Annotated in this window: 19 protein-coding genes and 1 pseudogene; 10 read left to right on the top strand and 10 right to left on the bottom strand. The window is 49.0% G+C overall.

Annotated elements, in window-relative coordinates:
* Positions 1-26: 26 nt before the first annotated feature.
* Positions 27-1,118 (bottom strand): alkene reductase, encoded by a 1,092-nt coding sequence (locus DOU50_RS14620; protein ID WP_148769663.1) that lies wholly within the window; start codon positions 1,116-1,118, stop codon positions 27-29.
* 131 nt (positions 1,119-1,249) lie between these two features.
* Between DOU50_RS14620 and DOU50_RS14615 the strand changes: the two genes are divergently transcribed.
* From DOU50_RS14615 to DOU50_RS14575, 8 genes and pseudogenes are all read left to right on the top strand, one after another.
* Positions 1,250-1,798 (top strand): TetR/AcrR family transcriptional regulator, encoded by a 549-nt coding sequence (locus DOU50_RS14615; protein WP_148769662.1) that lies wholly within the window; start codon positions 1,250-1,252, stop codon positions 1,796-1,798.
* Positions 1,791-2,066, top strand: a complete 276-nt coding sequence (locus tag DOU50_RS14610) for a hypothetical protein (RefSeq protein WP_148769643.1) — start codon at positions 1,791-1,793, stop codon at positions 2,064-2,066. Before DOU50_RS14615 ends, DOU50_RS14610 begins: the two co-directional genes overlap by 8 nt.
* A gap of 85 nt (positions 2,067-2,151) precedes the next feature.
* The gene (locus tag DOU50_RS14605; protein ID WP_148769642.1) at positions 2,152-2,376 is read left to right on the top strand and encodes a DinI family protein; all 225 of its coding nucleotides are present in this window, start codon (positions 2,152-2,154) and stop codon (positions 2,374-2,376) included.
* Between the two features lie 388 nt (positions 2,377-2,764).
* On the top strand, positions 2,765-3,367 hold the full coding sequence (locus tag DOU50_RS14595; protein ID WP_148769641.1) for a DUF1367 family protein: 603 nt from the start codon (positions 2,765-2,767) through the stop codon (positions 3,365-3,367).
* Positions 3,367-3,567: a hypothetical protein gene (locus tag DOU50_RS23875; protein WP_148769640.1), complete on the top strand. Its 201-nt coding sequence runs from the start codon at positions 3,367-3,369 to the stop codon at positions 3,565-3,567. The genes DOU50_RS14595 and DOU50_RS23875 overlap by 1 nt, the downstream gene beginning before the upstream one ends.
* Before the next feature lie 8 nt (positions 3,568-3,575).
* On the top strand, positions 3,576-3,938 hold the full coding sequence (gene rusA, locus DOU50_RS14585; protein WP_148769639.1) for a crossover junction endodeoxyribonuclease RusA: 363 nt from the start codon (positions 3,576-3,578) through the stop codon (positions 3,936-3,938).
* 31 nt (positions 3,939-3,969) lie between these two features.
* A pseudogene (locus DOU50_RS23960) lies at positions 3,970-4,113 on the top strand (S24 family peptidase); the annotation flags it as partial.
* Positions 4,114-4,115: 2 nt separating this feature from the next.
* Entirely contained in the window at positions 4,116-5,378 is a 1,263-nt protein-coding gene (locus DOU50_RS14575) for a Y-family DNA polymerase (RefSeq protein ID WP_148769638.1), read from the top strand.
* A 376-nt stretch (positions 5,379-5,754) separates the two neighbouring features.
* Here the strand turns inward: DOU50_RS14575 and DOU50_RS14570 are convergent, their stop codons facing one another.
* Positions 5,755-6,093, bottom strand: a complete 339-nt coding sequence (locus DOU50_RS14570; RefSeq protein ID WP_148769637.1) for a hypothetical protein — start codon at positions 6,091-6,093, stop codon at positions 5,755-5,757.
* A 172-nt stretch (positions 6,094-6,265) separates the two neighbouring features.
* Positions 6,266-6,493, bottom strand: a complete 228-nt coding sequence (locus DOU50_RS14565) for a phage protein (RefSeq protein WP_047652164.1) — start codon at positions 6,491-6,493, stop codon at positions 6,266-6,268.
* A 149-nt stretch (positions 6,494-6,642) separates the two neighbouring features.
* Here DOU50_RS14565 and DOU50_RS23870 point away from each other — a divergent pair, with 149 nt between their 5' ends.
* Positions 6,643-6,807: a YnfU family zinc-binding protein gene (locus DOU50_RS23870; RefSeq protein WP_213729873.1), complete on the top strand. Its 165-nt coding sequence runs from the start codon at positions 6,643-6,645 to the stop codon at positions 6,805-6,807.
* Between the two features lie 242 nt (positions 6,808-7,049).
* Here the strand turns inward: DOU50_RS23870 and DOU50_RS14560 are convergent, their stop codons facing one another.
* Complete coding sequence (locus DOU50_RS14560) at positions 7,050-7,268, bottom strand: cold shock domain-containing protein (RefSeq protein ID WP_042719078.1); 219 nt, start codon at positions 7,266-7,268, stop codon at positions 7,050-7,052.
* 287 nt (positions 7,269-7,555) lie between these two features.
* On the opposite strand from DOU50_RS14560, the gene cspF reads away from it, so the two are divergent.
* Positions 7,556-7,768, top strand: a complete 213-nt coding sequence (gene cspF / locus DOU50_RS14555; RefSeq protein WP_072058474.1) for a cold shock-like protein CspF — start codon at positions 7,556-7,558, stop codon at positions 7,766-7,768.
* Positions 7,769-7,819: 51 nt separating this feature from the next.
* Here the strand turns inward: cspF and DOU50_RS14550 are convergent, their stop codons facing one another.
* The 6 genes from DOU50_RS14550 to ydgH all read right to left on the bottom strand — a co-directional run bounded on the left by DOU50_RS14550 (position 7,820) and on the right by ydgH (position 13,524).
* Positions 7,820-8,494 (bottom strand): SOS response-associated peptidase, encoded by a 675-nt coding sequence (locus tag DOU50_RS14550; RefSeq protein WP_148769636.1) that lies wholly within the window; start codon positions 8,492-8,494, stop codon positions 7,820-7,822.
* A gap of 421 nt (positions 8,495-8,915) precedes the next feature.
* Positions 8,916-9,176, bottom strand: coding sequence for a hypothetical protein (locus tag DOU50_RS14545; protein ID WP_024909334.1), 261 nt, complete (start codon positions 9,174-9,176; stop codon positions 8,916-8,918).
* A 247-nt stretch (positions 9,177-9,423) separates the two neighbouring features.
* Positions 9,424-10,140, bottom strand: a complete 717-nt coding sequence (gene rstA / locus DOU50_RS14540) for a two-component system response regulator RstA (protein ID WP_024909333.1) — start codon at positions 10,138-10,140, stop codon at positions 9,424-9,426.
* Positions 10,141-10,250: 110 nt separating this feature from the next.
* A complete protein-coding gene (gene folM / locus DOU50_RS14535; protein WP_061715397.1) occupies positions 10,251-10,973 on the bottom strand; it encodes a dihydromonapterin reductase in 723 nt (240 codons plus the stop codon).
* Positions 10,974-11,012: 39 nt separating this feature from the next.
* Positions 11,013-12,395 carry an amino acid permease gene (locus DOU50_RS14530; RefSeq protein WP_148769635.1) on the bottom strand — a complete coding sequence of 461 codons (1,383 nt, stop codon included), beginning with the start codon at positions 12,393-12,395 and terminating at the stop codon, positions 11,013-11,015.
* 184 nt (positions 12,396-12,579) lie between these two features.
* Positions 12,580-13,524, bottom strand: a complete 945-nt coding sequence (gene ydgH / locus DOU50_RS14525; protein ID WP_024909331.1) for a DUF1471 family protein YdgH — start codon at positions 13,522-13,524, stop codon at positions 12,580-12,582.
* Between the last annotated feature and the right edge of the window lie 514 nt (positions 13,525-14,038).

Raw genomic sequence — 14,038 nt, 5'->3', positions numbered from 1 at the left:
TATGTAGAACCGTGACACTCACAGATTTACTTGCTGGCCTCGGCAAGAGACGGATAATCGGTATATCCCTCTGCGCCACCGCCATAAAGTGTTTCAGGATTGAGTGATGCCAGAGGCGCGCCCGTCTTCAACCTTTCGACCAGATCCGGATTGGAGATGAACGGGCGACCAAAAGCGAAAAGATCAGCTTTGCCCTGTGCGAGATGAGTGGACGCCAGCGCCAGGTCATAGCCATTGTTTCCGATATAGCTGTTTTTGAAGCGCCGGCGAAGGGCATCATAATCGAACGGTGATACATCTCGCGGGCCGCCTGTGGCGCCTTCAACCACATGGAGATACACAATACCTAATGCATCGAGTTGTTCAGCGAGGTAGTCATATTGTGACTGCGGATCGCTGCACGAAATCGCATTAGCCGGTGAAACTGGTGAAATACGAACGCCAGTGCGTTCTGCGCCTATCTCATCTTTTACTGCCGACGTGACTTCCAGCAGTAAACGCGCGCGATTCTCAACAGAGCCACCGTATTCATCAGTACGCTGGTTTGCGCCATCTTTAAGGAACTGTTCCAGCAGATAGCCATTCGCGCCGTGGATCTCAACGCCGTCAAACCCGGCAGCAATGGCATTGGCAGCAGCTTTTTTGAAATCGTCGATAATCCCCTGTATTTCCTGCAGTTCGAGCGCACGTGGCTCTGAAACGTCAGCAAAACCGTTGTTAACAAAGGTTTTTGTTTCGGCACGGATGGCTGACGGAGCTACCGGTGCTACCCCGCCTGGCTGTAAATCGACATGTGAAATTCGTCCTACGTGCCATAGCTGTACAAATATGCGTCCGCCTTTGGCATGCACCGCATCCGTTACTTTGCGCCAGCCATCGATTTGAGCCTGCGTATAGATGCCCGGTGTATCTTGATAGCCCTGTGCCTGCGCTGAGATCTGCGTGGCTTCAGTAATTAGCAGCCCTGCTGTAGCACGCTGTGCGTAATAGGTAGCCGCCAGCTCGCTTGGTACCAGACCAGCTCCGGCTCGGTTACGTGTAAGCGGTGCCATCACGATATGGTTGGCAAGTGTTATTGGACCGAGAGCATAAGGCTGAAATAGTGATCGATTCGTCATGATTATTTGCCTAATCAGTGGTGAGTAAAGGTTACTTTTAATGATGATGATCATAATCTATAAAGTCAACTGGTTTGATTATGATCATCATCAATGTATACTTAACCCTTATTTTCAAAAGGGCAGAAAGAATGAAGGTTTCGAAAGAGCAGGTTCGGGAAAACCGGATGCGAGTTGTTGAAACAGCCTCAGAACTTTTTCGTGAACGAGGTTACGATGGCATCGGGATATCGGAACTGATGTCAGAGGCAGGGTTAACTCACGGCGGCTTCTATAAGCATTTTGGTTCTAAAGCTGATTTGCTGGCTGAAGCCATGAAATGTGGTTTTACTCAATCCGCAGAAAAAACTGAGGGTGTTAACCGGGACAAATTTATTGAATATTATCTATCCCGAGAACATCGCGATCACATGGGAAAAGGCTGTGTCATGTCTGCGCTAAGTACTGATGCAGCGCGTCAGTCTGAGTCAATAAAGGAGACGTTTGCGGCTGGAATTGAACGGCAATTGGCAGTTTTAGGTGCTGAAAATGGTATGCGCGCTGACCTTATAGATACCATCGCGCATCTTGTCGGCGCTTTGGTACTGTCTCGTGCATGCCCGGATAATTCCGCTCTGGCTGATGAAATTCTGGATGTCTGCCGTGAGCGTCTTATCAGCCATGATGATCGTAATGATTGAATTTGCTGGCCAAGGGATTTTGCTGTGCAGGGCATCTAAAAAAACGCCAACGTCTGCTCCTGGCAAGAAGCGGACACCGTACCCCACGCAAAGTTGGATCAAATTTCAGCAATTTGATTGTGGTGCGGTGCATTTGAGCCATGCTGAAAATGCAAACATTCATTCTTACTTTTCCCCTCAAAACTACAATCCATTGAAAAATTACTCCCGATTAAAGAAATGGCCTGATGTTTTTTTAGTGTGTAAACAATGCGGTGATTTGCATTAGACGCTCTTAAAGCGTTGCAAAATCTGTAACATAAGTTTATAAATATACTGTATATGCATACAGTAATTCGCTGCGGAGGGAAAAAATGAAAATCGAGTTAACCATTGATCGCATGAAGAAACTTCCTGATGGAGCTATACCTGCGCTCGAGTCAGAACTGCTCAAAAGACTCAGTAAACAGTTCGATGAATGCCAGCTTACGATTAGACGTGCCAGTAGTGATGGTTTGACTGTTTTCGGGGGCGACAAGAAAGAGATCGAACATATCGTGCAGGAGACCTGGGAAAGCGCGGACGAGTGGTTTTATTAATCGCGTGAATTTCACTGGAGCAGTTTCAAAGAGTATCGCTGTTTGCGTTCCCCTGGCTGTTCCCGATTACTGTTTACCGCGTCAATAAGTCGCTCTGGGGGAAATAGTGTTTAGTGCAGATGCCTTTAATGCAGATGATCAATGGTACGACGTGGTCAGAAGGGCCGATAAAGCAGTTATCTATAGCTTCCCGGCGGAAGGGAGATATCTGGTTTATCGAGTAAATGGAATAGTTTCATTACGACCGTTACTCGAAGAGGAAGAAATCTTCACTCTCAACGGATTTATGCAATTTGCAAAACGACTGGGGTACCGAGTTACACTACCGTCTGATATTATTCTTTCATAGGCCTGAACACCCTATACCTGATGCGCCACGGAGAAAACCATGGCGCTAGAATTACAACTTATTAAACACCATTCAGGAATACTGATCCCGGCTACGCCCGAGACCAGAGATATCCTGCAATCCAAAACCCGGCTCGGCGATGTTCTTGTTGCCGAGTTCAGGCGGGTACGAAACCCGGCATTTCACCGGCGCTTTTTCGCGCTTCTCAATCTCGGTTTTGAATACTGGGAACCAACCGGCGGGGCTATTTCGAGTAACGAGCGGAAGCTGATTAATGGCTACGCTAAGTTCCTGGCTTCTTATGGCGGTAACGAGGGGGCTCTGATCGATGCCGCTGAGCAGTATCTTGAGCAGGTTGCTTACCGGCGCGTTACGAATGGTATTAGCCTGTGCAAATCCTTCGATGCTTACCGCTCCTGGGTGATCGTCGAGGCAGGGCACTTTGATGCCATTCAGCTACCTGACGGCACACTCAAAAAGCATCCTCGCAGCATTTCATTCGCCAACATGGACGAACTCGAGTTCCAGCAACTCTATAAAGCTGCGCTCGATGTTCTCTGGCGCTGGGTCCTGTCCCGTTCATTCCGCAGTCGTGATGAAGCAGAAAATGTCGCTGCTCAGCTGCTTGGCTTTGCGGGGTGATGGGGATGAAGAAGACCTGGTTCCAGCATACCGACTGCAGCACCGAACAGGCCGACGAACTGGTTAAGCGTTATAAGGCCCGCGGGGTACGAGTTGAGCGTAGCCTTAATCCAGATTACGTGACATGGACTGTGAGTGCGTTCCTTCCGACATCTAACACACCAGCGCGCCCGGATAGCCGCTGGCGAAACCGGATGTGAGGGGGAACGTGAAGACATATCAAATCACTTTACCCTGGCCGCCGAGCAACAACCGGTATTACAGGCACAACCGCGGGCGCACGCATATTAGTGCTTATGGCGTCGCTTACCGCTATGCGGTCGCCAGTGTCATTCGAAGCGCCCGTCTAAATATCCGAACGGCCGCACCACTCAAAATCCGTATCGAATGTCACATGCCCGACCGCCGGCGCCGCGATCTGGATAACCTGCAGAAAGCTACATTCGACGCTTTAACCAAGGCGGGATTCTGGCTGGATGACTGCCAGGTTGTCGACTATCGCGTTGTGAAAATGCCTGTCGTTAAGGGCGGAAAATTAGAACTCACTATCACCGAGCTGGAGGCCGCATGAATCTCGAAAATACACTCAAATATCACTTTGCCAATTCACTGTTAAGCGCCTGCAGCTACGCCCGACAGTCCAACTCATCCCAATGAATAGCGCCTACAGTCCGATTGTTGTAGGCAGCGAAGATACGCTGGACGTTTTCGGCGTTGTTACTTTCATCGTCAAATCGGCGAGCTGAGTATGTTTGCGCTCTGTGATGTGAATTCGTTCTACGCATCATGCGAGACCGTATTCAGGCCTGACCTGAGAGGGTGCCCGGTTGTCGTTCTCTCGAATAACGATGGCTGTGTAATCGCACGCAGTGCCGAGGCTAAGGCCGCTGGAATTACGATGGGGGAGCCTTTCTTCAAGCAAAAGGACTTATTTCGGCGCGCTGGGGTTGTTTGCTTCAGCAGTAACTACGAGCTCTACGCTGATATGTCGAACCGGGTGATGACAACACTCGAAGAAATGAGCCCCAGAGTTGAAATTTACAGTATCGACGAAGCATTTTGCGACCTGACAGGTGTTCGCAACTGCCGGGACCTGACTGACTTCGGGAAAGAGATCCGCGCTACAGTTCTAAAGCGTACGCACCTGACAGTTGGGGTCGGCATCGCGCAGACCAAAACCCTCGCTAAGCTCGCAAACCATGCCGCCAAAAAATGGCAGCGGCAAACGGGTGGGGTAGTGGACCTATCCAATCTTGATCGCCAGCGCCGACTGCTTGCTCTGGTTCCGGTGGAGGACGTCTGGGGCGTCGGCAGGCGCATCAGTAAGAAGCTGAACGCCATGGGCATCAAAACGGCTCTCGACCTCTCAGAGCAGAGTACGTGGATTATTCGAAAGCACTTCAATGTCGTCCTGGAGCGAACTGTCCGGGAACTGCGCGGCGAACCATGTCTGGATCTGGAGGAGTTTGCACCAGCTAAGCAGGAAATCGTCTGCAGTCGGTCATTCGGCGAACGCGTTACTGAGTATGAACAGATGCGCCAGGCTATTTGCAGCTATGCCGCCCGTGGTGCTGAAAAACTGCGGGGTGAACATCAGTACTGCCGCTTTATCTCTACGTTCGTGAAAACCTCTCCCTTTGCGCTTAACGAGCCGTATTACGGTAACAGTGCGTCCATGAAGCTTCTCACCCCCACTCAGGATTCTCGCGACATCATCAACACTGCTGTAAAGTGTCTGGACAAAATTTGGAAGGATGGCCACCGGTACCAGAAGGCAGGGATCATGCTTGGGGATTTTTTCAGCCAGGGCGTGGCCCAGCTCAACCTGTTCGATGAGAACGCGCCGCGTGCTGGTAGCGAGAGGTTGATGGAAGTTCTGGATTATCTGAACGGGAAAGATGGAAAGGGAACGCTTTATTTTGCCGGGCAGGGCATACAGCAGCAGATGAAACGGGATATGTTATCTCCACGGTATACTACGAGGTATTCAGACCTAATAAAAGTTAGATGATCCTTTAAACGGTATATTCATTCGAACCTAATCATCGGCTATGAGTATTAAGATTAATATGTCTACTACTATGCTTTTGTAATGTAAATAAGCCCCTGCAATTATACAGGGGCTTATGGGTATGATGCCGGGTGCCTCCCGGTGAGTCATTGAACTAACCACTCGTGACTCGCTGCTTCAGAAATTCAGGATGAGCCGCTGGATATACAAATCATCAGGTTAATTAGCCCTGCCGCTGAGGAGGATTCATCATTAAACCGAATGTAACAGCAATGCTTAGCAAATGATACAATATTTACTGATGTGCCTCATGATTTTCTTTCGCAGTTTTCACGGTCACGGAATTTTCAGATGGTGAAGGTTAAAATATCGATGTTCATTTTTTTACTTTAAGTCTTGAGACAAAGTTTAAGGTTTTATCTTCTGGGCAAATCATTAGAAAAATTGCTGTGGGAGATTTTTCTAAACGTGTAATTCCATGCAGCATCTGGTAGAGTCTTTTTTTTAGTTTTTCTGCTCCATCTTTTTCAGACTCCCACTCTAAAACTGCCTGACCCTCTGAACCAATGAATGCATGGGATGGAAGTTTGACACCTCGGTTTGACTTACTTGAATAGTTTCGGTCATGCAAGAGACCCAAGATAAGAGGGTTGATATTATTATCTGAGAATGGGGCTTCAAGAACTATTAATACTGTGTAATGCAGGATTTTCATGGAAGCCTTATGGTTGCCTCAGCAATAAAGTCATATTGCCATGGTGTTGGATGTACATGTCTTAATTATAAATGTTTGTGTGGGGGTAAAAAAAGCCTGCGTTAAGCAGGCTATAATAATTAAACGTAGTTATAATAATGATTTCATGAATGTCTGCGTTGAATCCCTAGCGTCAAAGATACTTCTGCGCCGCATCTAATATTTCCTGAGAGGTAAGCTCTCGATCTGATGCCACATGGACCACTTCATGGTCACCTGTTAAAGAGGGAAAACCTGCTGACATTATCTGAAGGTTTATCACTTCTCCATTAGGATATTCTTCGCGTATTGATGTCACACCTTTAAGCACAGTGATAACTTTACTTGGCTTACCATTAAAAAAAATGATTACTTTTTTCATATATCACCATGTATTTTGAGGGTTTCTAGCCCCTGCAGGTGGTCGAAAGGGTTCTGTTTGTTCATTTTTTTTTGCCTCTTTCGAAATTAAAACAAGCATTATACTTTCTTAACGTGTACTGTAACGGTCCATTTGAACTGGAGAAGTCTATGTCTGCACGTAAAAACACTCAATTCCGCCGAAATTATTTAGTAAAATGTCCTTGTCCAAACTGCTCAAAAGATTCCGAACATAGTTACAATCGTGTACAAAAGGGGGCTCAGTTGGTGTGCCCATACTGCTGTGCTTTGTTCAAATCTTCCCAGCGCTTCTAAAAAATTTATTAAAAAAATAAGAAGTGATGCTTTTGGAGGCTGCCTAACCTCTTACGCACTTTAGTATTTTATAAGCAGTTAGCTTCTGCTTTGAGACTGTTCATGCAGCAGTCCTGCATTTCATCACATCGGTCAGCAAACTTGATGGTAAGTAAATATGCTGGCCTGTTGTAATGATGTGAGTAACCGAACATCACCTTTCACTGATAAAGTCATGCTGGCTTAAGCAAACCATCTAAAAATTATCTATCGCAAAGTGTTACATTGGCAGCGATTGGACCTTTAGTTCCAGCTATGATAGCGAATTTGACTTTTTGTCCTTCAAAAAGAGTATTAAATGTTTCTCCCAGCAGGGAAGAGGTGTGAACAAGAACATCTTTACTTCCATCGAGTGGGGAGATAAAGCCAAACCCCTTATCTTCGTTAAACCACTTAACAAGACCTATGATTTTAGATGACATACAAACTCCGTTTGAACATTTCAAACTGACAAGCAAGCTCATGATAAGAAACGTATGCTGGTATATGTATGGACTCAAGAGGAGGGATATCAGAGATAACACCTAGTTATGAGAACGGCTTTTGGAAAAGTTAGATTCATCATCGCACCGAATCAGCCAAACCATTAAGGCACGTGTTGAATGATTAAGCAAATTTTATCTTAGCCTTCTAGAAGGCCGTTAAAATAGTGTTAGCTATTATTAACTGATCCTGTATAGTGAAATCTGGATTACCATTAGGAAAATATTTGTCTCGTAAAATGACAGGAATTGTCAAAAGTTTTGACTTCAAGAGCGGAAAGGGATTGATTATCCCATCAGATGGCAGAAAAGATGTTTTTTTGCATGTTTCTGCATTAAGTAATAGTGAAAGCCAAACGTTAAAGCCAGGTGTTCGTGTTGAATTTTATCGTATAAATGGACTTAGTGGTCCGATGGCTGCAAATATATTTCTTTCTTAAAGTAAGATAATATTGAGCCAAATATAAAGTGCGCATCAAAAGAACTGCAGATTATATATCTGTTTGTTCTATCAATTTTCTCCCCTGATTTTTTCCATTTCCAACATCACGGGCCACCGCATGCCAGATAAACTTGTCGGTTGGTACAGCGCCGTCGGCCGCTATCTCTTGAGCTTCTTTCCCTCCAACGTCCTGACGCATCCATTCCCTTGCTGCTACTGCTGACAAAACCAGTGGCCGGCGGTCATGAATATCCACCAGGCCTTTGTCAGCTGCAGATGTCACTATCAGGAAACCTTCCGATTCATCGCCGCGCTCGAACGGCGTGCTGCCGATTGCAGCCATGAAAATAGGCTGACCGTCTGCCCGGTGAATGAAGTAGGGCTGTTTCTTGTCGCCTTCTTTCTTCCATTCAAACCACCCATCGGCAAAGCAGATCGCCCGGCCATGTTCCCACAAAGGTTTAAACATTCGACTCGTGGCCGCAGTTTCGACGCGCGTGTTAATCAGTGGCGGCTTATCCCACCACCCGGGCGCATAGCCCCAGAATACCGGATCGAGGTGTAATTGCTCGTCGCGTTCGCTCAGCAGCAGGACTTTAGTACCTGGCGCCACGTTGTACCGGCCAATAGGTTCCGGGTCATAGGCAATGTCACGATCGGCTTCGTCGGCCAGGTAAGCCAGATATTCTTCACGTGTTTGTGCTTGTGCAAAACGTCCACACATAGAAACCTCCAGTTAGTCATACTGAAAGTATTATAGGGCAGGGAGAAAAAGTAGCGCGCTGGTTAAGTCTTACAAACGTATTCGGGGCGATTCTCCTGAAGAGAATGGAGTGCGTACAGCGGTGTGTTACGAAACTGGAAGGAGCTATGCAAAAGAGGGGGATTTTGGGGGCAAATTTGGGGGCATTTTGAAGGAAGGGACACCAAAAGGGGCACAAAAAAGACCGTGAATGTCCGTAGATGTCCGTTAAACGTTTCGGGCTAACTTATTGAAAAAATAATAAGTATATCCATTTCAATGAGTTGGGGTTTTTCTGCACACTAAAACTGCACAAACAGCTTTTTCATTGGATCTCACCGAAGAAACGCTTTGTGCAGAATATACATGAAAGCCGCCGATATTTTCATGTCTGTGAAGCGTGTTACATGGCTTTCGCGCTGTTTTTTACCTTGGCGATGAGTGTTTCCGTTACTGCCAGTCCTTCCGCAATGTGCACATCAATCACATCGGTTCCAAATTCGTTAATCAAATCCAGAAGTATTTCGTAAGATTGGATGAGTTCAAGGAGATCAAAGAGCGCTTTCCGATCGGCGCGTGAGGGAGAGGCATGGCTAAGCGCTGCCTGATTAACAATCCATTCAAGATTGGTTTTGATGGCTTCAACCTGACTGTAGCTATACATATTTCATGGGCTTAAATCCTCATATCAAGATTTTATGGGAGAGGTTTCGTGAGAGCTTCACGGTGAGAAAGCGTTGTAGCCGGGTCAGTGCCAGTTGAAGAAAGGACAGTAGAGGGTTTAATTATGGGATAGTTCGCGTGCTTAGCAAGTTAATTGTTGCGCAAACGGATAAATAAAGGCGCGAAAGAGAGGACATCACTGTGTAATGCCTTCATTTCGCGCATGTTATGCTAACCGGATAACGGAATCAGGTTTCCCAGGCGTGGGGGGCAAACAGGTAACCCTTGTTACGCACGGTTTTAATGCGGTAGGGCTCGGTAGCGTTATCCTGCAGCTTTTTGCGCAGACGCGAAATCGCCACATCAACGCTGCGGTCCATTCCGTCATAGCTCACGCCACGCAGGTTTTTCAGCAGCGCGTCGCGGTCCATGATTTGCCCGGCGTGCGTTGCCAGCTCCCACAGCAGGTCAAAATCTGCGGTGGAGAGGGCGATAAGCTCGCCAGAGAGCAGCACCTGGCGGTTAATGGGGTCAATAGACAGCGTACCGAAGCGCATCGCTTTGTGCGGCGTCAGAGACGCCGCGGGCGCTTCGCGTTCGATGCTGGCGTGCTGGCGCAAATGGAGGCGCAGGCGAGCGAGCAGGACGGCAGGCGGTGTGGTTTTCAGAATGTAGTCATTGGCACCCATCTCCAGCGACAAGATATGGTTCATATCGCTGTCCAGTGAGGTGAGCAGGACGATAGGGCCCTCCCACCTGGCGCGCAGGTCACGGCAGAGCGTCATGCCGTCTTTGCCTGGCAACATGATATCCAGCAGCACCAGATCGGGGTTTTCACGGACGACCACCTCTTCGGCACGATCGCCGCGAGGTTCAACAATGACGTCCATATCATGTTTACCCAGATAGGCGGCGATCAACTGCCCGACTTCGGGTTCGTCTTCAACATAAACAATCTTATTCATACAGCGTCTGTTTTCGTGAAAAAAGCCAACATACACCGCGGAACCTTAACCTTCCATTAATCTTTCAAAATTAACGCCGGTTCCGTAATTCTGGCTGTTATTCGCTTTCACTAGCGCAGCGGGCGGCCGCCGTCCACGGCAAAGGTTCTGCCGGTGACATAGCAGCTGGTGAGAAGGTAATCCACGAGGTCGATGACCTCTTTCTCGCCAGGAGCGATTTTCATAAGCGACTTATTCAGCGCCTGCTGGCGATACTCCGCATCATCGTTTTCGTTAAACAAAATCATCGCCGGGGCGATGGCGTTCACCTTCACCTCGGGCGCGAGCTTGCGGGCAAACGAGCGCGTCATATTATCCAGCGCGGCTTTGCTGGCCGCGTAGGCGATGTGCTTGTCGCTTCCGCGCTCCACCACATAATCAGTGAAGTGAATGATGTCGCCCGCAGCATGCCCATGGCCGCGCAGCAGATCCTGCAGGGCGTGGTTGAGCAGATAAGGGGTATTAACGTGGATCTGCAACATGGCGGAGAGCGTTTCGCTGAGTGACGTACCGGGTTTTTCGGCACGCCATGCGCTGGCGTTATGGATCACGGCGCGCAGCCCCGTCGTGGTGGACTTCACCTCTTCCGCGAAAGCCAGAATGCCTTCATCGGTTGAAAAATCAGCCTGAATGCAGACCGCTCCGGCCTTGCGTAATCCTTCAATCGACGGGTATTCCGTACGGTAGCTGACAATGACCGGATGGCGAAGGTTGAGAAAATGATGGGCAAGAGCGAGGCCGATACGGCGGCCTCCACCGGTAATCAGTATTGGGCGAAGCGGTGCATTTCCCATCGTATTCTCCTTTACAATTCAACAATGGGAAAGGCGATGCTATCCCATTAACATCCAGGTTGCCGGCAGAGCAGCAACCAGTAGCAGTCCAATTAATGCCATCTCACGGCGTTTCAGCGCATTCTCCAGCTGATGCGTGCGGCGGGCGTAGATAAACACCAGCAGACCCGGTGCGTACAGCACTACCGACAGCAGCAGATGCATAGGTCCGGAAGCATACAACAACCACATGCCGTAAATACAGGCTCCGACACCCACGACATAATGCGCCGGGCGTGTGGCAATTTTTAACAGATACGCACCCACTAAGAAATAGGGTACCAGAATCATCTCCGAGGCGATGGTCAGCAGCGTGTTATAGTCTGAACCTGTGAGCCAGATCAGCACCAGGCAGACCTGAACGCTGATGTTGGTCAGCCAGAGTGATGCCGACGGCGCGCTGTTTTTGTTTTGACGGGCGAACAGGCGTGGAAACGCCTTGTGCGTCGCGGCCAGGAACGGCACTTCAGCCGCCATGATGGTCCAGCTCAGGTAAGCGCCGCAGACGGAGACGATCAGTCCTGCAGCAATCACCACATCGCCCCAGGGACCGAGCATTTTCACCATCAGGCCTGCCATTGACGGGTTACGCATTTCCGCCAGCTCAGGACGCGCCACCACGCCCAGCGACAGCAGCGTCACCAGCAGATAGACCCCGAGCGCGGCCAGTACGGCCAGCAGCGTGGCGCGGCCCACATCGCGTTTATTCCGCGCACGGGCAGAAACCACCACCGCACCTTCCACACCGATGAACACCCACAGGGTAATCAGCATCGTGTTTTTCACCTGCTCCCAGACGGGAACGCCCAGCGCAACGCCGCTGAAATCGAGCTTGAATACGTCCATACGGAACGCAATAAAGGCCAGAACAATAAACAGGCCGAGCGGAACCAGTTTCGCCAGCGTCGCCACCAGATTGATGCTGGCGGCCGTTTGTACGCCGCGTAATACCAGCCAGTGGACGAACCACAGCAGCACCGAGGCGCCCACAATAGACTGCCAGGTATTCCCGTCGCCAAAGAGGCGCAGCTCTGGCGTATCGGTAAAGAAACTGAGCGCCGAGAAGACGATCACCAGATAGGAGACGTTGGCGATAACGGCACACAGCCAGTATCCCCATGCGGAACAGAAGCCAATCAGCTCGCCGAAACCTTCACGTGCATAGGTGAAAATGCCGCCGTCCAGATCCGGGCGAATGCGGGTGAGGAGCAGCATGGCGAAGGCCAGCAGCAGTATTCCGACACCGGTAATGCCCCAGCCAATGATGAGCGCGGAAGGGCTCGCAACGGCCGCCATATTTTGCGGCAAACTGAATACGCCTGCACCCAGCATTGAGCTTAAAACGAGTGCAGTCAGAGCACTCAGGCCAAGTTTCTTTTCCATTGGCTTCCTGTTATGAAAGGTCAAAATCCAGAATAATTATTTCGCTCAGGCGCATAAAAATGGTGGATCACACTAAGGCGCGGGATTTTACGGAGTGTATCGAAAGCATGCAATGACGTGTGGCAGAAATTCAAAAAAAGTAACAAAAAAGGCGGCATTGCGCCGCCTTTCTTAAACGATTTTGTTACTTGTACAGATCGGCGCTGATGGTCACGTTATTACCACGTTCCTGCCACTGGCGGGTGATGTGGTAGTACTTCGCCCCTTTCTTAGCCGCACGCTTCGCGACCTGGTAAGAGACTTCCGTCATGTTGCCGTAGTTGCCGGTAAACTTAATGCTGTCGAACGGCACCATCTGCGCTGCAGTGGCGTTGTTCAGCTCTTCAATTTTGGTACCGTCCGGCAGCGTAACGGAATAGCGGCCACCTTTCGTGGACTGCGTTTCGAAGAAACGGCCCACTTCAGCGCTTGGAGCAGCCGTCGTTGCTACGCCTGGAATTTCAACTTTCTTCGCTTCTTCGCCGCCTTTTGCTATTGCCGCGCGACCTGCTTCTGAATTCGCCGGGATGGCATCCGGGCTCTGCAGAACACGTTTTTTCGCATCTTTTTTATAGATGAACGCGGTAATACGCTGGTTGCCACCCTGGTTAGCATCGACCTGACGCACGATGAAGAACGAGTAGGCCCCTTTCTCTTTCGCGGCTTTGGTTATGGCATCGTTCACTTCAGGCTGGCTGCGATAGAAGCCCTGAACAGTGACGGTGTCGTAAGGTTCCAGCTCAATCGCCTGATCTTTCGGCAGTTCAACAACACCGTTGATCACGCGGTTTTTCGGTGCGTCAGCTTTTGGCGCATTGTCTTTGAACAGCGCAATGGTCACGCGCTGGTTACCGCTGTTGCCGTAATCGGACTGGTCAACGACATAAAACGAGGCCGCCCCGTTTTTATCAGCAGCTTTTGATGCCGCGGCGACGGCGTCGCCAATAGAATTATAACGACCCACAATGACCGTATGGTCAAAAGGTTTTAACGCTGCCGCTTGCTCCGGCGTTAACTCTGTTGCGGCATTCGCAGACAGGGCGGTCGCGGAAAGAAGTGCGGACGCCAGGAGTGTGTTCTTAAGCTTCATAAAAATGATCCTTCGCCTTGCGCAAACCATGTACTGGTATTGTTGTTAATTTGAGACGGTCCCGATTATTGCATTTAAAACCCGTCGCTGTCTGCGCCATTTTTCACTGCCCGTGCTTACTGAATCACCTTATTCGATAACATTTAGTGATATGTTGAAAAAACACGCGTTTGACAAGTAAAACTGATAAAGCATATGACTTTTACAAGTTAATTTAATGTTAACAAGTTGTTCTCTTATGGCGCTATATCATGTTTTTACCGCTTCGTTTGCGCGATTTATCGGTTCTGGCGATGAATTTAAGGTAAATATCACTGTCAGTGACGCCGATCGCTTATTTTTCACAGATAAAGTAAGAAATAGTGTTTTCTGGCGGTAGATCACGGGCGCTATTTTCAGTAGGTTATAGACAGTTTGTTACTGTTTTATTTTCCGGGGTTAATCATATCTCGTCGCTCGCGCGATGGCGAAAATTGATACAAACCGCGGGCATTTATCGATAAACCATCATCAA

It is taken from the genome of Enterobacter sp. C6, assembly GCF_008122455.1.
Lineage (GTDB): Bacteria > Pseudomonadota > Gammaproteobacteria > Enterobacterales > Enterobacteriaceae > Enterobacter > Enterobacter pseudoroggenkampii.
Note: the sequence above shows the minus strand (reverse complement) of the source record. Positions and strands in the feature narration are given on the sequence as shown.

What these genes read in the sequence shown, in the direction of transcription:
- DOU50_RS14610 (WP_148769643.1), top strand. Translation starts at nt 1,791, where the DNA reads ATGATTGAATTTGCTGGCCAAGGGATTTTGCTGTGCAGGGCATCTAAA.
- DOU50_RS14620 (WP_148769663.1), bottom strand. Translation starts at nt 1,118, where the DNA reads ATGACGAATCGATCACTATTTCAGCCTTATGCTCTCGGTCCAATAACA.
- DOU50_RS14570 (WP_148769637.1), bottom strand. Translation starts at nt 6,093, where the DNA reads ATGAAAATCCTGCATTACACAGTATTAATAGTTCTTGAAGCCCCATTC.
- DOU50_RS14615 (WP_148769662.1), top strand. Translation starts at nt 1,250, where the DNA reads ATGAAGGTTTCGAAAGAGCAGGTTCGGGAAAACCGGATGCGAGTTGTT.
- DOU50_RS14605 (WP_148769642.1), top strand. Translation starts at nt 2,152, where the DNA reads ATGAAAATCGAGTTAACCATTGATCGCATGAAGAAACTTCCTGATGGA.
- DOU50_RS14565 (WP_047652164.1), bottom strand. Translation starts at nt 6,493, where the DNA reads ATGAAAAAAGTAATCATTTTTTTTAATGGTAAGCCAAGTAAAGTTATC.
- rstA (WP_024909333.1), bottom strand. Translation starts at nt 10,140, where the DNA reads ATGAATAAGATTGTTTATGTTGAAGACGAACCCGAAGTCGGGCAGTTG.
- ydgH (WP_024909331.1), bottom strand. Translation starts at nt 13,524, where the DNA reads ATGAAGCTTAAGAACACACTCCTGGCGTCCGCACTTCTTTCCGCGACC.
- DOU50_RS14545 (WP_024909334.1), bottom strand. Translation starts at nt 9,176, where the DNA reads ATGTATAGCTACAGTCAGGTTGAAGCCATCAAAACCAATCTTGAATGG.
- DOU50_RS14560 (WP_042719078.1), bottom strand. Translation starts at nt 7,268, where the DNA reads ATGTCATCTAAAATCATAGGTCTTGTTAAGTGGTTTAACGAAGATAAG.
- DOU50_RS23875 (WP_148769640.1), top strand. Translation starts at nt 3,367, where the DNA reads ATGGGGATGAAGAAGACCTGGTTCCAGCATACCGACTGCAGCACCGAA.
- DOU50_RS14575 (WP_148769638.1), top strand. Translation starts at nt 4,116, where the DNA reads ATGTTTGCGCTCTGTGATGTGAATTCGTTCTACGCATCATGCGAGACC.
- folM (WP_061715397.1), bottom strand. Translation starts at nt 10,973, where the DNA reads ATGGGAAATGCACCGCTTCGCCCAATACTGATTACCGGTGGAGGCCGC.
- DOU50_RS14550 (WP_148769636.1), bottom strand. Translation starts at nt 8,494, where the DNA reads ATGTGTGGACGTTTTGCACAAGCACAAACACGTGAAGAATATCTGGCT.
- DOU50_RS14595 (WP_148769641.1), top strand. Translation starts at nt 2,765, where the DNA reads ATGGCGCTAGAATTACAACTTATTAAACACCATTCAGGAATACTGATC.
- DOU50_RS23870 (WP_213729873.1), top strand. Translation starts at nt 6,643, where the DNA reads ATGTCTGCACGTAAAAACACTCAATTCCGCCGAAATTATTTAGTAAAA.
- DOU50_RS14530 (WP_148769635.1), bottom strand. Translation starts at nt 12,395, where the DNA reads ATGGAAAAGAAACTTGGCCTGAGTGCTCTGACTGCACTCGTTTTAAGC.